The sequence below is a fragment of the Chryseobacterium indologenes genome (assembly GCF_002025665.1).
Classification (GTDB): Bacteria; Bacteroidota; Bacteroidia; order Flavobacteriales; family Weeksellaceae; genus Chryseobacterium; species Chryseobacterium metallicongregator.
The window spans coordinates 414,138-435,047 of sequence record NZ_CP018786.1 but is presented as its reverse complement, the minus strand read 5'-3'; the positions used below and the strand labels follow the sequence as shown (position 1 = coordinate 435,047).

The 20,910-nt window shown below is 34.4% G+C and carries 21 protein-coding genes; 5 read left to right on the top strand and 16 right to left on the bottom strand.

Going from position 1 to position 20,910, the window contains the following annotated elements:
- Positions 1 to 3: 3 nt before the first annotated feature.
- The 6 genes from BUE84_RS01975 to BUE84_RS01950 all read right to left on the bottom strand — a co-directional run bounded on the left by BUE84_RS01975 (position 4) and on the right by BUE84_RS01950 (position 6,417).
- Positions 4 to 1,326, bottom strand: coding sequence for a DUF58 domain-containing protein (locus BUE84_RS01975; protein ID WP_079240288.1), 1,323 nt, complete (start codon positions 1,324 to 1,326; stop codon positions 4 to 6).
- 65 nt (positions 1,327 to 1,391) lie between these two features.
- The gene (locus tag BUE84_RS01970; RefSeq protein WP_079240287.1) at positions 1,392 to 2,423 is read right to left on the bottom strand and encodes an AAA family ATPase; all 1,032 of its coding nucleotides are present in this window, start codon (positions 2,421 to 2,423) and stop codon (positions 1,392 to 1,394) included.
- A 111-nt stretch (positions 2,424 to 2,534) separates the two neighbouring features.
- The gene (locus BUE84_RS01965; protein ID WP_079240286.1) at positions 2,535 to 3,692 is read right to left on the bottom strand and encodes a hypothetical protein; all 1,158 of its coding nucleotides are present in this window, start codon (positions 3,690 to 3,692) and stop codon (positions 2,535 to 2,537) included.
- An 11-nt stretch (positions 3,693 to 3,703) separates the two neighbouring features.
- Positions 3,704 to 4,495, bottom strand: a complete 792-nt coding sequence (locus BUE84_RS01960) for a DUF4129 domain-containing protein (RefSeq protein ID WP_079240285.1) — start codon at positions 4,493 to 4,495, stop codon at positions 3,704 to 3,706.
- Positions 4,488 to 5,450, bottom strand: coding sequence for a DUF4013 domain-containing protein (locus BUE84_RS01955; protein WP_079240284.1), 963 nt, complete (start codon positions 5,448 to 5,450; stop codon positions 4,488 to 4,490). Before BUE84_RS01955 ends, BUE84_RS01960 begins: the two co-directional genes overlap by 8 nt.
- Positions 5,434 to 6,417, bottom strand: coding sequence for a stage II sporulation protein M (locus tag BUE84_RS01950; RefSeq protein ID WP_079240283.1), 984 nt, complete (start codon positions 6,415 to 6,417; stop codon positions 5,434 to 5,436). Before BUE84_RS01950 ends, BUE84_RS01955 begins: the two co-directional genes overlap by 17 nt.
- A gap of 28 nt (positions 6,418 to 6,445) precedes the next feature.
- Here BUE84_RS01950 and BUE84_RS01945 point away from each other — a divergent pair, with 28 nt between their 5' ends.
- The gene (locus BUE84_RS01945; protein WP_079240282.1) at positions 6,446 to 7,195 is read left to right on the top strand and encodes an RDD family protein; all 750 of its coding nucleotides are present in this window, start codon (positions 6,446 to 6,448) and stop codon (positions 7,193 to 7,195) included.
- Here BUE84_RS01945 and BUE84_RS01940 read toward each other — a convergent pair.
- The 4 genes from BUE84_RS01940 to BUE84_RS01925 all read right to left on the bottom strand — a co-directional run bounded on the left by BUE84_RS01940 (position 7,158) and on the right by BUE84_RS01925 (position 10,535).
- Entirely contained in the window at positions 7,158 to 8,003 is an 846-nt protein-coding gene (locus BUE84_RS01940; protein WP_079240281.1) for a hypothetical protein, read from the bottom strand. The two genes, BUE84_RS01945 and BUE84_RS01940, sit on opposite strands and share 38 nt — an antisense overlap.
- Complete coding sequence (locus BUE84_RS01935) at positions 8,000 to 9,319, bottom strand: hypothetical protein (RefSeq protein ID WP_079240280.1); 1,320 nt, start codon at positions 9,317 to 9,319, stop codon at positions 8,000 to 8,002. The genes BUE84_RS01940 and BUE84_RS01935 overlap by 4 nt, the downstream gene beginning before the upstream one ends.
- Positions 9,320 to 9,434: 115 nt before the next feature.
- On the bottom strand, positions 9,435 to 10,259 hold the full coding sequence (locus tag BUE84_RS01930; protein WP_079240279.1) for a GLPGLI family protein: 825 nt from the start codon (positions 10,257 to 10,259) through the stop codon (positions 9,435 to 9,437).
- A 63-nt stretch (positions 10,260 to 10,322) separates the two neighbouring features.
- Entirely contained in the window at positions 10,323 to 10,535 is a 213-nt protein-coding gene (locus tag BUE84_RS01925) for a hypothetical protein (RefSeq protein ID WP_079240278.1), read from the bottom strand.
- Positions 10,536 to 10,793: 258 nt separating this feature from the next.
- Between BUE84_RS01925 and BUE84_RS01920 the strand changes: the two genes are divergently transcribed.
- Positions 10,794 to 11,165, top strand: coding sequence for a helix-turn-helix transcriptional regulator (locus BUE84_RS01920; protein ID WP_079240277.1), 372 nt, complete (start codon positions 10,794 to 10,796; stop codon positions 11,163 to 11,165).
- An 18-nt stretch (positions 11,166 to 11,183) separates the two neighbouring features.
- Positions 11,184 to 11,474: a GNAT family N-acetyltransferase gene (locus BUE84_RS01915; RefSeq protein WP_079240276.1), complete on the top strand. Its 291-nt coding sequence runs from the start codon at positions 11,184 to 11,186 to the stop codon at positions 11,472 to 11,474.
- Here BUE84_RS01915 and BUE84_RS01910 read toward each other — a convergent pair.
- The 5 genes from BUE84_RS01910 to smpB form a co-directional block, all read right to left on the bottom strand.
- The gene (locus BUE84_RS01910; RefSeq protein ID WP_079240275.1) at positions 11,463 to 12,434 is read right to left on the bottom strand and encodes a glycosyltransferase family protein; all 972 of its coding nucleotides are present in this window, start codon (positions 12,432 to 12,434) and stop codon (positions 11,463 to 11,465) included. The two genes, BUE84_RS01915 and BUE84_RS01910, sit on opposite strands and share 12 nt — an antisense overlap.
- Positions 12,435 to 13,259 (bottom strand): UDP-2,3-diacylglucosamine diphosphatase, encoded by an 825-nt coding sequence (locus tag BUE84_RS01905; protein WP_034694759.1) that lies wholly within the window; start codon positions 13,257 to 13,259, stop codon positions 12,435 to 12,437.
- A gap of 57 nt (positions 13,260 to 13,316) precedes the next feature.
- Positions 13,317 to 14,057 (bottom strand): YebC/PmpR family DNA-binding transcriptional regulator, encoded by a 741-nt coding sequence (locus BUE84_RS01900; RefSeq protein ID WP_079240274.1) that lies wholly within the window; start codon positions 14,055 to 14,057, stop codon positions 13,317 to 13,319.
- 95 nt (positions 14,058 to 14,152) lie between these two features.
- On the bottom strand, positions 14,153 to 15,664 hold the full coding sequence (locus BUE84_RS01895; RefSeq protein ID WP_079240273.1) for an OmpA family protein: 1,512 nt from the start codon (positions 15,662 to 15,664) through the stop codon (positions 14,153 to 14,155).
- Positions 15,665 to 15,741: 77 nt separating this feature from the next.
- Positions 15,742 to 16,200, bottom strand: a complete 459-nt coding sequence (gene smpB / locus BUE84_RS01890) for an SsrA-binding protein SmpB (RefSeq protein ID WP_034694839.1) — start codon at positions 16,198 to 16,200, stop codon at positions 15,742 to 15,744.
- A 121-nt stretch (positions 16,201 to 16,321) separates the two neighbouring features.
- On the opposite strand from smpB, the gene BUE84_RS01885 reads away from it, so the two are divergent.
- A complete protein-coding gene (locus tag BUE84_RS01885) occupies positions 16,322 to 17,944 on the top strand; it encodes an ABC-F family ATP-binding cassette domain-containing protein (RefSeq protein WP_079240272.1) in 1,623 nt (540 codons plus the stop codon).
- Positions 17,945 to 18,025: 81 nt separating this feature from the next.
- Here the strand turns inward: BUE84_RS01885 and BUE84_RS01880 are convergent, their stop codons facing one another.
- A complete protein-coding gene (locus BUE84_RS01880; protein ID WP_079243833.1) occupies positions 18,026 to 18,838 on the bottom strand; it encodes a M48 family metallopeptidase in 813 nt (270 codons plus the stop codon).
- 343 nt (positions 18,839 to 19,181) lie between these two features.
- Here BUE84_RS01880 and recJ point away from each other — a divergent pair, with 343 nt between their 5' ends.
- A complete protein-coding gene (recJ, locus tag BUE84_RS01875) occupies positions 19,182 to 20,894 on the top strand; it encodes a single-stranded-DNA-specific exonuclease RecJ (RefSeq protein ID WP_079240271.1) in 1,713 nt (570 codons plus the stop codon).
- Positions 20,895 to 20,910 lie beyond the last annotated feature (16 nt).

Below are 20,910 nucleotides of genomic sequence, written 5' to 3'. Positions count from 1 at the left end.
AAGTTATAAAATTCCTCTTGCTTTTATCTCCAGATATTTATTGATAACATCGATATTCAAATTTTCAGGAAGTGTATATACCGTATAAATTCCATATTTACGGAGCTCCTGAATAATCAGTTTCTTTTCAAATTCAAATTTTTCAGCAATAATCTCATCATAAATTTCCTGCATATTTTCAGGATTTTTGTTGATCAGCGTCTGGAGTTCTGAGTTTTTGAAGAATACAATGACCAATAAATGGTTTTTAGCAATTCCGCGAAGATATTTTAACTGTCGGTTAAGTCCATCCAGCGTTTCAAAGTTGGTAAAAAGCAGAATTAAACTTCTTTGGTTAATGGAATATTTTACATCCTGATACAAACGGTTGAAGTCGCTTTCAAAGAAATCTGTTTTAATATTATAAAGTGCTTCTGAGATTTTCTTCAGTTGTCCGGATTTATTATCGGCAGCAATTTTATTTTCAGCTTTCTTGGAAAAAGTCATCATTCCGGCTCTGTCTCCTTTTCTCAAAATGATATGAGAGAGTGCCATCGTAGCATTGATAGAATAATCCAGCAAACTTAACCCATTGAAAGGCATTTTCATGGTTCTTCCTTTATCAATCAGCATAAAAATACGTTGTGATTTTTCATCCTGAAACTGGTTTACCATGAGACGGTTCGTCTTGGAAGTTGCTTTCCAGTTGATCGTTCTGATATCATCTCCAGGTACATATTCTTTGATTTGCTCAAATTCCATAGTGTGTCCCAGTTTTCTGACTTTCTTGATTCCGCCTAATAAAAATTCACTCTGAATGGCCATCAACTCGTATTTTCTGAGATGAATAAAAGAGGGATAAGCAGGCAACATCGCATCTTTCTGGAAGATAAATCTTTTTGAGATGAATCCCAATGGTGATGATGCATACACATTCAACCCTCCGAAATGATATTCTCCTCTTTCTTTAGGTTCCAATGAATATTGAAAAAATGTGTTTGCTCCGGAAGCAATTTGTTTTTCAATCAAAAAATCTCTTTTCTGAAACTGGAACGGAATTTCATCAATAATCTTAGTATGTATGGTAAAACTATAATTATTCTTAATATCGATTTTTACAAAATTCTCATCTCCGTTGGACAATTTTTCCGGCAGAATCCTTTGAGCCTGCAATGCATTCTTTTGATTAAAAAGCAACAGAAAATCTACCATTGCCGCCAGAAAGCAAATCAGGAGTGCAATATGGGCTACCCATATCAGCACCGGAAAGAAAAATGCCAGAACATACACTATCCCCACTCCGATGAGTGTAAAAAAGAAACGTGTATTGATGTATAAGTTTTTCATTGGTTAGGGATTAGGATTTAGGATAAAGGGATTAGGCAGTTTGCCCATCCACTTCTCTCTACTACCTATCTTGGAATTTCTATTCCTTCCAAAATCTGGCGGATAATTTCATCTGCAGTAAGACCTTCCATTTCTCTTTCCGGAGATACAATGACTCTGTGTCTTAAAACAGCGTAGCTTGCTTCTTTAATATCTTCAGGAGTTACAAAGTCTCTTCCTTTTATAGCAGCAAAGGCTTTCGATGCCGTAAGAAGTGCCAGTGAAGCTCTCGGAGAAGCACCCAGATATAAGAATTGATTTTCTCTGGTATTGATAATTATTTTAGCAATATATTCCATCAGCTGATTTTCCACAATGATTTCTTTTACCAGATTCTGGTAGTTTTTCAACTGTTCAGCGGTGATAACACGGTTGATTCCTTCTGTCTTATCCTCTTTTTTGCTTTCGTGCTGATTTCTAATGATCGCTATTTCCTGCTCAAGGTTAGGATATCCTACATTGATTTTGAATAGAAAACGGTCTAACTGAGCTTCCGGAAGTCGGTATGTTCCCTCATGTTCAATCGGGTTTTGTGTAGCGATGACAAGGAAAGGTTCGTCCATTGTATAACGCGTGCCATCCATTGTGATCTGTCTTTCTTCCATTACTTCAAATAATGCTGACTGTGTTTTGGCAGGCGATCTGTTGATCTCATCAATCAGAATGAAATTAGAGAAGATAGGTCCTTTCTTAAATTCAAACTCTGAGTTTTTCACATTAAATACGGAAGTTCCCAAAATATCGGAAGGCATCAGATCCGGAGTAAACTGAATTCTGCTAAACCCTACATCAATGGTTTTGGCTAATAATTTTGCCGTAATTGTTTTCGCTACTCCCGGCACTCCTTCAATAAGTACGTGTCCGTTTGAAAGTAATGCAGCCAAAAGATGTTCAATCATTTTCTCCTGCCCTACAATTACTTTTCCTATCTCAGATTTTACTTTCTCTAAACTCGCACGAAGTTCAATCATATCAATTCTCGACTGAAACTGCTCTTCCTGTTTATTAAGATTAATAGCACTTTGGTTTTCTATATTGGGGTTATCAAAGTTTTCCATAATAAAATTAATTTATCATTCTTACCCGATAATGTATAATTATATCCCTTCCTGTGAATAGTGATTATAACATTAATCGGCTTTATATCATTAGGTTATTCTATTGTTATATTATTTAAGTATTTCATCAAGGAGCTTATTGATTCTTGCAAGATCTTCCTTCATTACACTGGCATAAGGATCCTGAGCTTTTTTGATAAGTACTATTGCTTCACTGATCATTTCTATAGTTTTCCCGGTTTTCAGATGTAATTTTTTTGCAAACTCTTCATCTAAATTCTGAGTATCTATCAACAGATCTATTCTCACTTTATTCAGAAAATACTGTGCCTTCTTGGCCATCATATCATGAAAATCGCCTTCCTGAAGATACAGATTTCCAATGCTTTTCACAAAATCCAAGGAAGTATTTCTTAATGGCTCTTCTACAGGAACTATCCTCTGTTTCCTTTTTGCATTAAAGAAGATAAAAAGAATAAGTCCTCCTAAAAATACCCACCATGCATATTTTAAAGGTGGATTCGACAATATAAATCTCATGAAAAAGCGTGATTCAGAACTTTTGTTGGATACAAACCAAAGGGTTTCTCTATCCTGAAGATATGAAAACACATCCTGTGCATATTTTACATTGCCGGGTTTCAGAAGATAATAATTGGTCAGGAAAAGAGGTTCGGTATGGGCATAGATGTGTCCTTTACCAAACTTCACTTTAATAAAATTGGTCTGATCTGTATTCTTTTTCTCAACTGTTTTCCCCAGTACTTCCACTTTAGGTTTAATGAATGAAAATCCTCTACCCGATGGAAATTTATCTAATTTAATAAAATCATTCTGAAATTTTTTATCGGTAAGTTTCAGTACATTTTCTTCTTCAAAAGAGATTTCAGAATCGTAGTATCCAATACTGTCTGAAATTTCTTTAGGCATACGGGTCACCATCAGAAATGCATCTGAGCCTTCAGATACCTGAGACAGAATTTTTTTCCATGACTCACCGTCAAGGTTATTTTCAATGACTACAATATTGTGAGCTTCTTTTTTTTGTTGGCTGTAATATTCGTAGGGTATCTGCTCAATCTTCTTCAGGTTATTTTTAAAAAGATGTTTAGCTTCATTATTAAAAACAAATAATCCGAACGGAGATTTCTCATTGATATCAAAATTCTTCCGCCAGTCTGTCGTTTCTTTTTTGTTAACTTCAAGCAATGCCAGAATAACCATCACAATGATGAAAATTGCAGCATATGTTTTGAAAGTTTTATTCATGGTTACTATTGTTATGGTTTAAATGCCTGATATTGATTTTTAAATTTCTGATAGCTTTCTTCTTCAATACTGAATTCTCCATACCAGACATAATCAAAGATATAAGACAGATTAGAGAAGTCTTCCTTCAGATAGGGAGCTTTTATCTCTGTGGTATAATCCTTATTTGTTTTTTCCGGATTCCAGTTGATCAGTTTTTTGTCACTCAGTTTTTTAAGAACAAACAGGAATTGGTAACGAACTGCGGAACGGTAATCTCCTGCATGTTCAAACTTCGCAATACTTTCAGGGAAATTGATTTCATGGATGTTCTCATGAAGTTCCTGAACATTAAGATCCAGTTTTTTATTCTTTTTACCAAAAATAAAATTCCCGTCTTTTCCCATGATGTATTTTATAATGAAATACAAAAGAAAACCTACCAAGATAATGGCAAACAGACGAATAAGAACAGTAGTAAGCTCTGCCGACTTAGTGAATGCTGTTTCGCCAAAAATACGCTGTATAATCTGATTGATTTTTCGCATCAGCTTTTGAAAGAAAGATTCTCTCGGCTTTGATACGGAATAGTCAAATTCATTTCCTTTATATCTTGACGGAATATTTTCTTTGAATGTTTTCGGATACACCTCATTCTCCGATACCGGATTCTTCATCAGCACAGAATCTGCCCGCAGCATATTTCTGTAATGTCCGGTGGTGTACAATGAATCTACCAGATCATCGGAAGCAGAATTATCGTCCTGAGCTTTAACCAGCCCAAGAGAGAAAAAAAGCAGTATGAAAAAAAGAATTTTATTCATTGATTCCAATCGTGTCTATTTCTGCCAATTCAACTTTCTGGTGAAGATCTGTTCTGCTGTCATAATACATCAGCCCTGCATTTACATACATTAGGTTTGAAAGAAAAAATGAAAGAAGCATCGAAACTCCATAAAATACAAAAAACAGGATTCCCGCAGCTCCGGTAAAAGGATTCTGCTCAAAATTTCCGTCCGGTGTAGAGGTAAGAAGCGATCCGTAAAAGAACATCATCGGGATAAATGTGAACATAGAGGTTGCAATGTAGATAATAATAAACATCACAAATGCAGATCCCCAATATTTCCAGTAGGGTGATTTCTCACTTCCATTCGGGTAAGAAAACTGAGAACGTAAAGCATAACTCAAGCTTCCCCAGAAACCTCTGTCCGAATTAAAATAATCATACATCAGAAAGGTAGTAAAATTAAATATCGTTGGGTAAAGAAGCAGGATAAGAAAGAACCCGATAATAATAAGAACCAGGATATATGAAAAACCTACTACAAATAAAATTGCCGGAGTAACGATAAAGATCATCCCAAGGCACAGTTTTCCGATTCTTCCGGCATTGTTCTTAAAATCACTCAGAATTTCATCAGCCTTTATCTTTTCTGCACCCTGTGCAATTCTTTTTAGATAAAAAACAGGATACAGATAATTGACAATCATAAGAATCATGAAAAGCAGAAAAGTCAGCAACCCCACAGTAATCAACATTCCTGAATTTTCAGAAAAATACTGTTCAAAATAATACGTTTCACCTCCAAGATTGGATCCGAATATTTGCGAAAAAAGTTCTTTATACCCGAAAATGACAACGGTTACCATTAAGATCAAAAGCAAGCCATTGATCAGAATATAGTTTTTAAAATAATTCTTTCCGTATAATTTGAAAAAATTGAAACTATCGCTGATAAAAGTTCCAAAGTCTCTTTTTTTATAAAATTGTATCATGGATGTGTTGATTAGTTTTTTTGTAGACAATAGACGGATATACAAAATAGTAAAATCCTATGATGGCCAGTGAACCCAAAATAATGATCAGATTCAAAATTAAAGGCATCTTCAATGCATGTCTGGTGACATACCCTTCTATAATCCCTGCACAAATGGTGAAAGGAATAGTACTTAAAAATATTTTAAATGAATCTTTAAATCCTTTTTTAAACGAGTTAAATCTTGAAAATGTTCTCGGAAATAAAATAGAAGCTCCCAGAATCAATCCGCACATCGCTTCTACCACCATCGCAAAAATTTCAAAAACTCCGTGAAGCCAGATTCCTCTTGCACTGTCTTTCAAAGCTCCATAATCATAGAAAAAATATTGAAAAGCACCCAGCATCACACTGTTGGAAAGCAAAGCGAATAGTGTTCCCACTCCTCCGGCAATGCCGTAAATATACAACTTCGCTCCTACCTGAATATTATTAAAAATAATCCCAATGGTACTTCCCCAGGTGCTTCCACTCTGATAAACCCCTACAGCATTATTATTTTTAATATTTTCAACGGTTTCATTCACATACCCTTCACCCAGAATAATATTCACAAAACTTTTATCATAAATGGCAGAAAGCACTCCTATTGACGTAAATAAAATAAAAAAAAGAAAAGCATACATCAGATATCTACGATAATGATACATCAGCAGTGGAACTTCGGTTTTGAAAAAATAAACCAGCCTGTTCTCCTCTACTCTTTTTGTTTTATAAATTTTCTGAAAAATCTGAGCAGATAAATGGTTCAGATAAATGGTAGTATTGCTTTTGGGGTAATAAGTCTGGGCAAAAGAAAGATCATTGATCAGGTTTATATACAGTGAAGACAGGTCATCAGGATTTTTTTTAATTTTCCCTTGAATAACCTGTTCGATTCCCAACCATTTTTCTTTATTTTGTTTAATGAAATAAACTTCTCTCATAATTATTAAGGCTAAAATAATAAAAAATATGTCTCAAATTGCGATAAATACCTCACAAAATGTAAATATTAATTTTAATATTGCTGGTGTAGGAGAAAGGATGCTTGCCTTTATTATTGATCTTCTGATCAGGATTGCTTACGTGGTAATTATCCTGTATCTGTTCTTCAATATATTTGATTTGGGATATCTTTTAGATGGCCTTGACAGCTGGTCAATACGCGCTGTATATCTTGTGCTTACGTTTCCTATCTATATTTACCCCCTTGTATTGGAAAGTTTAATGGAAGGCCAGACACCAGGTAAAAAGCTAATGAAAATCAAAGTGGTAAAGATTGACGGTTATCAGGCAAGTTTTGCAGATTATATGATCCGTTGGGTTTTCAGGATTGTTGATGTATCATTCGCCGGAGTTATAGGACTTATCTCTATGATTGTTTCTAAAAACAACCAGCGTTTAGGTGACATTGCTTCCGGAACAGCTGTTATTTCCTTGAAAAACAATATCAATATCTCACATACCATTCTGGAGAATATCCACGAAAATTATATCCCTTCTTTCCCTCAGGTGATTGCCTTGAGTGATAATGACATGAGAATTATCAAAGACAATTACACCAAAGCCTTGAAAGTAGATGACCGCCAGATCATCAGTAAGCTGTCTGAGAAAATTAAAAGCATTCTGAAGCTGGAAATAGACCCTACAAAAATGACAGAAAGACAGTTTATAGGTGTAATCATCAAAGATTATAATTATTATACAGGGAAAGATAATTAGTGAGTACGAACAATAATTTTTTATCTTCTAATAAAGAATAATCAAATTTTTCCTTAGAATATATTTTGTACAGGAAATGCTGCAGGAATAATTTCCCTGCTTTTTTGATTATATAAAGAAGTCTTTGTTCGAGAATTTCATATTTTTTTTGTTTCGCAGACAAAAGAAGACACAACAATCCTTCTGTATACATTTCTTTTTCAGAGTCTTTGGATATTATGATTTTTGCTTCATAAAAAAGAATAAAATGAATATGAAATTCAATTAAATGATCATTTACATTTTTAAAGCTTATATACTCAGTACTATATCCCAGTTTCAATAAAATTTTACAGCAAATGTTAAATTCATAAAAAGTGATATGTCTATCACGAATACAATTTTCAATATAACTTATGAGATAATTGAAGAGTAAATTTAGACATTCCAAATGAGCAAATTTCCTGTAATAATTTTCCCCCACATTGCTGTTCCTATGTCTGATCAAAAAATAGTTGATTAAACCTAATATCTGATCAATACTCGGTTCGTCTTGTCCAAGGCCAGCAAGTGTCATTTTGTAAATCTGATCATCCACATCTTCTAAAATTTCGTCACTGTTAATGTGTAAACATCCTTCCTGATGCAAAAAAGCGATTAGCCAGCCAAATCCTGTAACCCCATTTTCAAAACTATAATCGTCACAAGAAAATATATTTTCAGTAATGAAGTCCAGCAAAGCCATCCCTTTTTTATGACAAGCTTCATTTTTATTTAAGAATAGGCGGAGAGCTTCTCCTGATAAGCCATTGAGCAAACCAGCATTCATTGTATAAGATAAATTTCTTTAGTAATTGTAAGAGGCCATGTATTATAGCTTTCTTTAATCTTTATAATAGTATCAGTATCCTGTAAAGAAAATTTCTCTTTATTCAGTTCTAAAATCATAACATCCAACACTTTTTTAAAAGCTTCCGTAAAAAGCTGGTCTACTATATAAACTTTAGTAAATTGTATTTCTGTATAAGTTTCATCTTTTAATAGAGTATCGATCTCTTTTACTAAACTTTCAGGAACTATTATAGAATTGAAGATTTCAATAATGCTCTGATTTTCTTTGGTGAAAAAATACTTATCAAAATATTTATTTCCAATATCTTCCGTAAAACAAAATGTAAAATTCTTTAATTCTAATCTTTGACGATCAAGCTCTTCTCTTCTTTTTTTTATCAGTTGCACAATGGGAAAACTACAGTTTGTATCGGGGATAAAATGTAAATTTTCATCATACCATGGAGCATAATTTACGTAATCCCGCTTATAGAAAAATTGTTTTTTATCTTCATGATCTCCAGCATAATGAAGGATTGGATTGATCTCCCAATATTCAATAGGAGATGTGGGCCATGAAAAATTCATTTCTTCATGTAACCGGACTTCTTTATTAAAAAACCATAGATTCCATAGTACAGCCCACATATCCGCATACCAGGCATGGATTTCTTTTGGCAGATAATCCGGAAGATTTATTTTTTTTTGCTTTTCATTTATATTATACTCAGTAAGTAAATTAAAAATATTTTCAGAATCTTCCTCCACCTTATCCCAGAATTCAAAGGACATATCATGTAAAACATATTGGGCTCCACCCACATGATCATCATTTCTCAAGACTATCTCTACTGAAATTCCTACAAGCTCAGCCATTTTATACAGAAGATTCGTATCAGCCCTTAAGCTGATATATTGACAGTTCAGATAAGAGCTTGTATCGGAAACATAATTCATCGCATTATGTGTATCGATAACAGGAATTCTGCTTAACAGAATATCAGAATCATGATAAAAAATACACTGATTTTCCAGAAATGGAAATTGTTTCCAATGCTTTTTCAGCAAATGCGGCCTTATGGAAGAAAGGTATTTTTTTCTTTTCCTCGTATCCGGGTAAAGGAAAAAAAGAGCAAAATCATGATTATTATGAATGAACACCTTGAAATCAGACTTTAATCCTATTTTAGGGTGATAACCAATCACAATATGAATTCTTTCTTTTAAAATTCCTAAGGAACGAAAGTTTCTCAGTTGTATTTCCAGCTGCCATATAAAGTAAGTGTCATCTGGTTGCGCTGAAAGGAATATCATTTTTTGGGTATTTAGCGACCTTATCTAACTTCATCGGATTATATTAAGTTCCAACTGATACTGTTTCTTCAAAATAAAATCTGATTGAATTATATTATTTATAACTGAAAGAAAACTATTGTAATAAGTCAATCTCTATAATATTATTATCCTTTACAAGCATCCTCTTGCGCTCAGATTCTAAATTTTTAATTATTTGTGAAGGAGTAACTATATTTCCGGATCTGTCAGTATAACTCACCATTTTCCCTTCATTAAATAGCTGTTTTAAATCTTTTACAGGATCTTGTCTGTATTCTTTAAATAACTTCACATATTTCTTTTGATTAATTTCGATTTCTTTTTTCGATTGATCAATATTAGGATAAACTGTATTTTTAGATAATGACCTCACACCCTTCAATACAAAATAATGGCTTTTCGTCTCATCTTCAATTTTCAAAATTAATCCAGGTAATCCATGAAATTTATAAGGTCCATCTTGAATTGGGATTTCAGTGGTAAACCAAGCTATCCATTTTCTTCCCGCAAAATCCAGGCTGGCCTTTTGGACATTAAAACCGTTTATTTTATCCTTCTCTTTATGTATTTTCCAATTTTGCTGCCTTTCGTCTAAAACTTTATATTTTTCTAGATAGAACTTTGTAGAAATAAAAATTTTATAATCAGGATAATTTTTGCATACACGCTCATTAATTTTTCCTTCAGCAGGCATTGTCATTTTTCCCAGTTTTGCATCAGCAATCATAGTTGAATCATTTACATAAGCACTACTGCTATAATAGATAGACCCTTTTGACCCAATATCCAGATACATGGTTTCAGATTTTATTTCTGAGTGTTTTGTTGAATCGGAAACAAACTGATAGTCATATATAAATCTCTTATTTTGAGCATTAATATTTAAAATGATAAGGAGAAAAAACAGAATATTTTTCATTTATTTAGAATTTTACAAAGAAAAGGGGAAATCAGGTCATTTCCCCTTTCCCTATTTATCAAATTAACATGGAACTGGCCAGGCTCCTTCAACACATGCTGGTATAGCATTATTTACACATGTACTACAACCATTACGGTTACAGCACATGTAACTGCTTCCGTCATTGTATTGAGGAGATGTTGGGACAGATCCTCCAAAAACATTTTTCAATTCTGTTCTGGATAATGGTTTTGCAACATCCAGATGCACCTTTTGTAATTTAATTTTTTTCATAATAATTTTTTTAAAAAATTGTTTTGTGTGTTTTTACCATTTCAAATATATCAAACAAGGATGAAATAAGCCTATGGTTTTTATGTGAATTTTATGTGATTTCAGCCCATAAAAACTAATTATAATTATTACATAATACTTTATTGTAATAAAACCAAACGTTCCATGAGCTATAAAAAAAAGATATTGGTATGACTGTTTTTTATATCTATCTAATCGGTAAAATATTATATTTGTATCAACAAAAAAAACACACAAATGATCAAAAACAAACTTATCAAAGTCCGAAAGGACAAAGAATACACGCAGGAAAACATGGCCAAAATACTGCATATGACACAATCACAATACCACAGAAGAGAAAAGGGAGAAATTAAGATTTCAGATGAAGAATGGGAGCGTATGGCAAAAGTTTTGAATACATCTATAGAAGATATAAAAGAGGATGATCCAGCTAATATTCATCAGGTGAATAATTATGACAATATTTCTGGTAATTATTCCGCTAGCAACAATTACTTTTATAACATTCCGGAATATCTTTTCCAAAATCAGCAGGAATATATTACCCTTCTGAAAAAAGAAATTCAGGAACTTACAAAACGTATAAAAATATTGGAAAAACAATAATAACAAATTTTTACTGCAATGAATTTTGAAAATAATAAATCCGGAAACGGCGGAGTTCTTACCTTAAATAATGAAATAAAGGAAGTAGGAAGGCTTACGTATACAATTTTTCCTGAAGATCATAAATTCATTATCTCTTTTGTACTGGTACATCCTGAATTTGAAGGAAGAGGAATGGGAAAATATTTAGTAGAAGAAGCCATTAAATTTGCCAGAGAAAATAATTGGAAAGTATACCCGCACTGTTCTTATGCAAAATCTGTGATGATGAGAATGAGTGATGTGGACGATATATTTCTAAAGAATTAAAACATCATTCACCAGAATATCTTCAATATCATCCGGATAATCCACTTTCAGATGATGGTCAGAAGCTACCCATTCCATTATTTCCTGAAGATTTAATACCTTGGAATTGGGAATTCCCATTTTGTCCAGGGCACATGCATTACATTCCTGTTCGTATTGATTATGAATGGGAATTACAAACAATTTTTTATCCATAAACAATGCTTCTGCAGGACTTTCAAAACCTGCATTGCATAAAATTCCATCACAGCCTTCAAAGTATTTCAGATACTGCATTTCATCAATAGGAAATACTTCCACATTTTTTACTTTAACCTGTACTTTGCTGTATTTTGAAAACACTTTCCATTCTACAGGAATTTTTCTTAAAACCTTAATGATATTCTCATCGGCAAAACTGGGAAGATAAACAAGATAGTAACCCTGTTTGTAGGGACTAAGATTTCTTATTTTTCTTCTGATCACAGGTTTTTTGATCTGTGGATGATAATTTTCAAAGTGAAAACCGATTTTTCTTTCGCTGGGAACGTAGTATTTCAGGATCATTTCACCCAGAAAATCCTTTTTCTCCGGTTTTGGTGTTTCCGGGAAACTCATGGAAGCCTGATGGCTCAGTTCTATCATCGGAAGCTTTTTCAGTTTGGACGCCCAGCCTGTCAAAGGTTCATAATCATTAATAATTAAATCATATTGTGACAGCTCTAATTCTCTGATTGTTTTAGCGGCTTCAAAGAATTTATTTTCTGTAAATGTTTTTCGGTACGATAAACCGCCTGTTTTATTATAAAGAAGGGAAATACCTCTATGTTGAAAATTAATATCAAAATCAGCCTTTAATTGCGACTGATGCCCACTGATCAAAGTATCAACAGAAGCATGTTTTTTGAGAAGAGGAATGATTTCCTGTGCTCGGGCAATATGTCCGTTTCCAGTACCCTGGAATGCATACAAAATCTTCATTTAGGAAAAGTTGGTTACAATTTTTAAAAGAGCAGAATTATCCATTTCCGGAATTTCTTCTGCCTCATCATCTTTCAATAAATGTTTATGCTCATCATAATAAAAAATCTTCCATTCTTTATCATGGTATTCTAAAGCGGAGAGATTTTCAATCCAGTCACCTGAATTCAGATAAGTGCAGGATCCTTTTTTATTAACTACCTCCCGAATCTGTGGCTGGTGGATATGACCGCAAACAACATAATCATAGTGATTGTCAATAGCCAGCTCGGAAGCCGTAAGTTCAAAATCTCCGATATACTTTACTGCTTTTTTCACATTGTTTTTGATCTTTTTGGAAAACGAGTATTTCTCTTTACCCATTTTTTCTAAGAACCAATTTACAACATTATTGATAATAATCAGGAGGTCGTAACCTTTTCCGCCGAGTTTGGCGATCCATTTTGAGTGCTGGACGGATGCATCGAAAACATCCCCGTGAAAAATCCAGGTTTTTTTCTCATCTATATTCAGACAGATTTTATTACAGACTTTAAGTTTTCCCAGTTCAAAATCTGTGAACTTACGGAACATTTCGTCATGATTGCCTGTAATGTAATAAACATCTGTGTTTTTGGTAGCCAGTGAAAGAATCTTTCTGATTACCTTCAAATGAGGTTTAGGGAAGTAAGACTTTTTAAACTGCCAGATATCAATAATATCACCGTTTAAAACTAACGTTTTAGGCTGGATAGAATTGAGGTATCTCAACAATTCTTTAGCCTTACATCCATAAGTTCCCAAATGAACATCCGATATAACAACTAATTCAACGTTTCTTTTCATAGTTTTGTACAAAGAAACTAATTGAAAATTAACTGTATATGAATGCTATGTTATTTTTTATAAAGAGTTCATCAGCTCTTCTGTGATTTCCATATTGTGGTAAACGTTTTGCACGTCATCATCCTCTTCGAAACGCTCAAGCATTTTCATATTAGCTTTGAACTGTTCTGCGTTTACTTCTTTTGTATTGTTTGGAATTCTCTGAAGGTCTGCACTTTTTGCTTCAATTCCAAGCGCGTCCAATTTGTGAGATAGAGAACCGAAATCTTCAAAAGCTGTAGTAATCATTACTTCCTCCTCATCCTTTTCCACATCTTCTGCACCACCATCAATCATTTCCATTTCGAAATCATCCCAATCCATTTTAATCTGAGACAAATCAATTGTGAAAATTCCTTTTCTATCGAAGATAAATGCTAACTCACCATTTTTACCAAGGTTACCGTCAAACTTATTGAAAACAGCTCTTACGTTGGCCACAGTTCTTGTTGTATTGTTTGTAGTACATTCTACAAAAAAAGCAACACCGCCTTGTCCATAACCTTCATAAGTGATTTCTTCGTAGTTTTCTGCATCTGCACCACTCGCTTTCTTAATGGCTCTTTCAACATTATCCTTAGGCATATTCGCCCCTTTTGCGTTTTGGATACATCTTCTCAAGGCAGGATTGGATTCCGGATCTGTTCCTCCAGCTTTTACAGCTAATGCAATATCTTTTCCAATTTTAGAGAATGTTTTGGCCATTTTATCCCATCTGGCCATTTTAGAAGCTTTTCTATATTCAAATGCTCTTCCCATTTTAATTTTTAAATTTCCAACAAAATTACTCAAAAGTCAACAAAAAAAAAATACCTCCAATCAAATTGGAGGTATTCATTATTTAGAAAAATTAATTATTTTTTCTTTTTAGCAGCAGCTTTTTTCTTAGCTGGAGCTTTTTTAGTAGCTTTCTTAGTAGCTTTTTTCGCTGGAGCTACAACATCAGATTTCTGATATTTGTTCCATTCGCTGTCATCACCAATGTATCTAACAGTTACTTTTCTATCAGCTTGTCTTTCAGCATCAGATGCAGATTCTGCAACTTTAGCATTTTGCTCTCCAATACCAACTGATTTTAATGCGTTGATATCTACACCTCTTGCATCTAAAGCAGCAACTACAGAAGCAGCTCTTTCTTTAGATAATTTCAAGTTGTAAGCATCGCTTCCTTTTTTGTCAGTTTCACCAACTAATAGGAATCTACCTCCATCTTTCTTAATGATTTCAGAAGCAGTATCTAAAGCTCCTTTAGATTCAGGCTTGATTGTAGCTTTGTTGAAATCGAAGTATACACTCTTAAGGTTTTTCTCAACGTCAGTAGCTGTTACTTCTTTTGGTTTAGGACATCCGTTGTATTCTGGAAGACCTGGAACAGTAGGACAAGCATCATCTTTATCTAAGATACCGTCACCGTCTGTATCTGGCCAAGGACAACCGTTGTTTTCAGCAGGACCTGCTACTGTAGGACAAGCGTCATCTTTGTCGATTACACCATCACCGTCAGTATCTGGCCAAGGGCATCCGTTGTTTTCAACTGGACCAGCCACTTCTGGACATTGATCGTCTTTATCTGGAACTCCGTCACCGTCAGTATCAGGACATCCTTGGAATTCTGGTAAACCTGGAGTATCTGGACAAAGGTCATCTTTATCTAGGATACCATCCTTATCTCTGTCTCTGTTTCCGAATCTGAATAAGATAGAAGCAGAAGCTTGCCAGAAGTTAGCAACAGTAGATTTGTCACCTGGAGTTGATACATAATCTCCCTGAACACCAAGACCGAAGTTCTTAGTTACCCAGAAGTTAGCACCAGCACCTGTAGCTACAGTAAAGTGATTAGCTTTACCGTTTTCGTTACCATCCTTACCATTAGTTACGTTTTCGATTGGATTACCGTTAGCGTCAACAGATGTTCTAGGGAAAGTAAGAGCTGTATAGTCATGTCTTAAGTAGTTAGCACCAACTCTTAAATATGGATCAAACCAAGATTCTTCGTTCCATAAAAGACCTGCAGCGTGAGCCTGGAAACCAAGACCTGTCATTAGGAAAAATTCTTTCCCCATGTTGAATCTTTTGTTTTCAACATTTCCAACAGAAGTTTGCCAGTCAATTACTAAACCTTTTCCAACGTTTCTAGCAACTGTTAACTTAGATAGTGGAGGTGTAATAGAAAAGTTGTTCACATTGAACATACTTTTTGTCAAATTGTTAGCAGAGAACGTATTACTGAAAGTACCTCTTGCTGCTACGTGGTTTTCAGCATGAGCACCAACTCCGATTAACCACGGATTGTTGGTAGTCTGTGCGAAAACAGTAGAGGCAACAGTAAGCGCCAATGCTGAAATTCCTAATTTTAGATTTTTCATAGAATTAAATGATTAAATAATTGATAATGCAAAATAAATATAATTTTTCTTTATATACAAAGTTTTTCAAATGATTTTTAACTTTTCTTTAATATTCTGTCGAGGTTCCGTTTATTTTCTCTATCTTTTATCGCCTCTCTTTTATCGAAAAGTTTTTTCCCTCTACCAAGCGCTATCAGCACCTTTGCTTTCCCTCGGTCGGTGATATATAATTTTAAAGGTATTATGGTGTTCCCAGCATCCTTTAACTTTTTTTCAAGTTTTTGTAATTCTTTTTTGTGCAAGAGCAATTTCCGTTCCCTTTTTGTTTTGTGATTGTAAAAAGTTCCCAATTTATACTCATCAATCATCATGTTGATGATGTACAATTCCCCATCAATAAACTGACAGAAGGATTCTGTAATGGATGCTTTGGATGAACGTAAAGATTTTATTTCCGTACCCGTCAAAACCATTCCGGCTTCGTATTCTTCTAGAATTTCATATTCAAAACGGGCTCTTTTATTTAATATGCTAACTGTTTTCTCAATCTTCATCATTTTAAAATTTCGTTAATGAAATATATAAAAAATACCATACATTTAAAAACTTGACTATTATATTATTACAAAATACCCAAATTCTTTTCGTATTTTTGCGCCAAATTTACAAAACTATATGTTAACAGTATCTAACTTATCTTTACAATTCGGGAAAAGAGTTCTTTTTGACGAGGTAAATATTATGTTTACCAAAGGAAACTGCTACGGGATCATCGGAGCAAACGGTGCGGGAAAGTCTACATTCCTGAAAATACTAACAGGAAAGCAGGATCCTACAACAGGGCATGTATCTCTGGAACCAGGGAAGAGAATGTCAGTTTTGGAACAGGATCACTTTGCTTATGATCAGTTTACTGTTCTTGAAGCTGTTTTAAGAGGTAATAAGAAATTATTTGAGATAAAAGAGGAAATGGATGCGTTATACGCAAAAGAAGATTTCTCTGACGAAGACGGTATTAAGGCCGGAGAATTAGGTGTAATTTATGACGAGATGGGTGGCTGGACTGCAGAATCTGATGCTCAGACTATGCTTTCTAACGTAGGAATCACGGATGATATGCACTGGCAATTGATGAGTGAACTTGAGAACAAAGACAAAGTAAAAGTTCTTTTGGCTCAGGCACTTTTCGGGAACCCTGATGTATTGATTCTGGATGAGCCTACCAACGACCTTGACATTGACACCATCTCATGGCTGGAAGACTTCCTTGCTGATTATGAAAACACGGTAATTGTTGTATCTCACGACCGTCACTTCCTTGATACGGTTTGTACCCACATCGGTGACCTTGATTATTCTAAGCTTAACCTATATACAGGTAACTACTCTTTCTGGTACCAGGCTTCTCAATTAGCAACAAGACAAAGAGCTCAGGCCAACAAGAAGGCTGAAGAGAAGAAAAAAGAACTTCAGGATTTCATTGCACGTTTCAGTTCTAACGTAGCGAAAGCTAAACAGGCGACTGCGAGAAAGAAAATGATCGACAAATTAAATATTGACGATATTAAGCCTTCTTCAAGAAGATATCCTGCTATTATTTTCGAAATGGAGAGAGAAGCTGGAGATCAGATCCTTGATGTAAAAGGTCTTGAAAAAACAAAAGACGGAGAATTATTATTCTCTAATATTGATTTAAATCTTAAAAAAGGAGATAAAGTAGCTGTACTTTCCAAAAACTCTTTAGCCATTACAGAATTCTTCGAAATTCTGGCTGGAAATGTAGAAGCGGACAAAGGTACGGTTGCATGGGGAGTTACTACCAATCAGTCTCATATGCCATTGGATAATACCAACTTCTTCCAGGAAGACCTAAGTTTGGTTGACTGGTTGAGACAGTTTACAAAGAATGATGAAGAACGTCATGAAGAATTCGTAAGAGGATTCTTAGGAAGAATGCTATTCTCAGGAGATGAAGCTTTGAAATCTTGTAAAGTACTTTCCGGAGGTGAAAAAATGAGATGTATGTTCAGTAGAATGATGCTTCAGAAAGCGAATGTTCTTTTATTAGATGAACCTACCAATCACTTAGACCTTGAGAGTATCACGACTTTGAACAACTCTTTATCTAACTTCAAAGGAAATCTTTTACTGGCATCTCATGACCACGAAATGCTTTCAACAGTCTGTAACAGAATCATTGAACTGACTCCTACCGGAATCATCGACAGAGAAATGACTTATGACGAATACCTTGCTGATAAAAAGGTAAAAGAATTAAGAGAAAAAATGTATTCATAATCCGAACAACATTAAAATCTATATAAAAATACCTCAAAGCAATGCTTTGAGGTATTTTCGTTTAAACAATAAATAAAATAATTATTTCGTCAATTTAGCAGTAGGTAAAGCTACAGTTCCCGGATCTTTCCATAAACCTTCTTTCTCTGCTTTCTTTTTGATAGATTCTGCTCTTTTGTTGCTGTCGGGGTGAGAATTGAACATCTTTTCAAAATTAGTCTGTGTACTTCCTTCTGAAAGTAAAGCTAACTTTTTAAAAGCTGTATAAGCACCCACAACATCATATTTATTAGCTTTCATAAAGTCATATGAATAAGTATCTGCTTCAGACTCCTGCTTTTTACTGTGTGAAGCATCTAAAAAGGCATTTGCCATCTTTCCTACCTGGCTTTCATTAAGGGTAGCTACAGCGGACGAAGCTGATGACGCAGCATCTAATGCCGCTGCTTTCAGATAAGCTGATTTCATAGCATCTTTGGTATCCTGATTCTTCACGTGGCCGATTTCATGTCCGATTACGGCAAGCAATTCATTATCAGTCATAATATCCATTAATGAAGAGAATACGCGTACACTTCCGTCTGCACAGGCAAACGCATTAATATCTTTTACTTTATAAACTTTATAATTCAAGTTCAGACCATCCTGAGATTTATGTTTTCCAAACAATTTGTTCAGCCTCACAGTGTATGGGTCTTTAGGTCCTGCTACAGGATTATTTTTATCCATCCAATCTACTGATTCTTTGGATAATTTAATAGCATCTTCGTTGGTAAATGTTAAGGCTTTTGCACCATTTGAAACCATTCCGGCAGCTTTTCCGAGGTTAATTTTCTGTGCATTGATCGAATACATTGCCCCAAATAACATAAGGCTTAGCGTAATTTTTTTCATAGTCATTTAAAATTTGGAGCACGAAGATAACCTTTTTTAACAATTATTAAGTCAAAAATTCTCCTATATCTGCCTTGAATGTTATTTTTTTATTATTGAAAAGAAACCCGAAAGTTCTTGCATTTTATTTTAAACAAAATAATCATAAAAATGCTTGATACATATAGTTTGAAAGGGTATAATTTTCCTGCATAGATCATTTTTAAAATGAATAAAAATATAATTCCTCTGATCAATTTAACTAACAAGTATAAATTTTGCTCATACTTATGCCATCCATTTTAAAATCTAATTTGCTGATTTTTAAAGACGCTTTTAGAACTTTTTTCCCTATTTTTGTGAAATGAGTCAAAAATGGATTTACAAGCCTGAACCCGATGAGGAAGTTGTTGACAGACTAAGTTCGTCACTTGGTTTTGGTACTTTTGAATCTAAAATCCTCGTTCTAAGGGGAATTGACAATTATCAAAAGGCCAGAGAATTCTTCAAACCCAACCTTAACGATATACACAATCCGTTTTTAATGGCAGACATGCAAAAAGCTGTAGAGCGTATTGCAACGGCTATTGAAAATGGTGAAAAAATATTGGTATATGGAGACTATGATGTGGACGGAACCACAGCAGTTGCTTTAATGTACCTTTATCTCAGCAAAATTGTTGAGAAAAAATATCTGGATTATTATATTCCTGACAGAAATTCTGAAGGATATGGAATTTCCACGGAAGGAATTGATTTTGCCAAAGAAAATGGTTTTTCATTAATCATTGCTCTGGACTGTGGAATCAAAGCCCTTGATATGATCAACTATGCCAGCAATCTGGACATTGATTTTATTATCTGTGACCATCACCTTCCGGGGGAAGAGATTCCTGATGCTGCAGCTGTACTTGACCCAAAAAGAAGCGACTGCCGATATCCTTTCAAAGAACTTTCGGGATGTGGTGTTGGTTTTAAGCTTTGCCAGGGACTTAATACCATTTATAAATTACCGGAAGCAGAATTATTTGAACTGACAGACCTTCTGGCAATCTCCATTGCAGCAGATATTGTTTCCATGACAGGAGAAAACAGAGTTCTGGCTAAAATGGGATTAAAAACCCTCAGAAAGACCAGAAACCTTGGTTTAAGATTATTGATTCCTGAGGATAAACTTTCTCATTTTGAAATTTCCAATATTGTTTTTGAAATCGCTCCTAAAATTAATGCTGCCGGAAGAATTTCTCATGGTAAAGCAGCTGTAGAGCTTATGGTTTCTGACAATCTGAAACATGCCAACCAGATTGTAAATGATATCATGAACCTCAACGATGAAAGGCGTGAACTGGACATGAATTCTACACTTTCTGCGCTCAATCAGATTATAGAATCCCAACAGGAAACCAAACATACCACCATCGTTTATCATCCCGAATGGAATAAAGGTGTAATTGGTATTGTAGCCTCAAGGCTTATTGAAACCTATTATAAACCTACCCTTGTATTTACTGATGGTAATAATGGGGAAATGGTAGCTTCTGCAAGATCTGTTTCTGATTTTGATGTACATGAAGCCCTTGATTTGTGTTCTGAATATTTCCTTAAATTCGGAGGACATCATGCCGCCGCCGGACTTTCGATGGAGAAGGATAAATTTGATGCTTTCAAGGAAAAATTTGAAAGAATTGTTTCTGAAAAAATCAAGGATCATCAGAAAGAACCTTCTATTACGATTGATACAGAGATTAGAGTAGATGAAATCAACAGAGAGTTTATCAATTTCCACAGAAAACTGGCTCCATTTGGACCGCATAATATGAAACCTATTTTTACATTAACGGATCAGAAACTTTCCGGCTATGTAAAAACAATGGGAAAAGATAATAATCACCTGAAGTTTTATATCAGACAGGAATCTACAGGACGAAATATTGAATGCGTAGGATTCAAACTGGGACAGTTTGTTGAGGATTTTAAAAATAAAAATTTCGATCTTGCTTTTACCCTGGAAGAAAATCACTGGAAAGGCAATGTAACTCATTATCTCAATATCAAAGATGTAAAATTCAGAGATTGAGAATAGGGATTAGAGA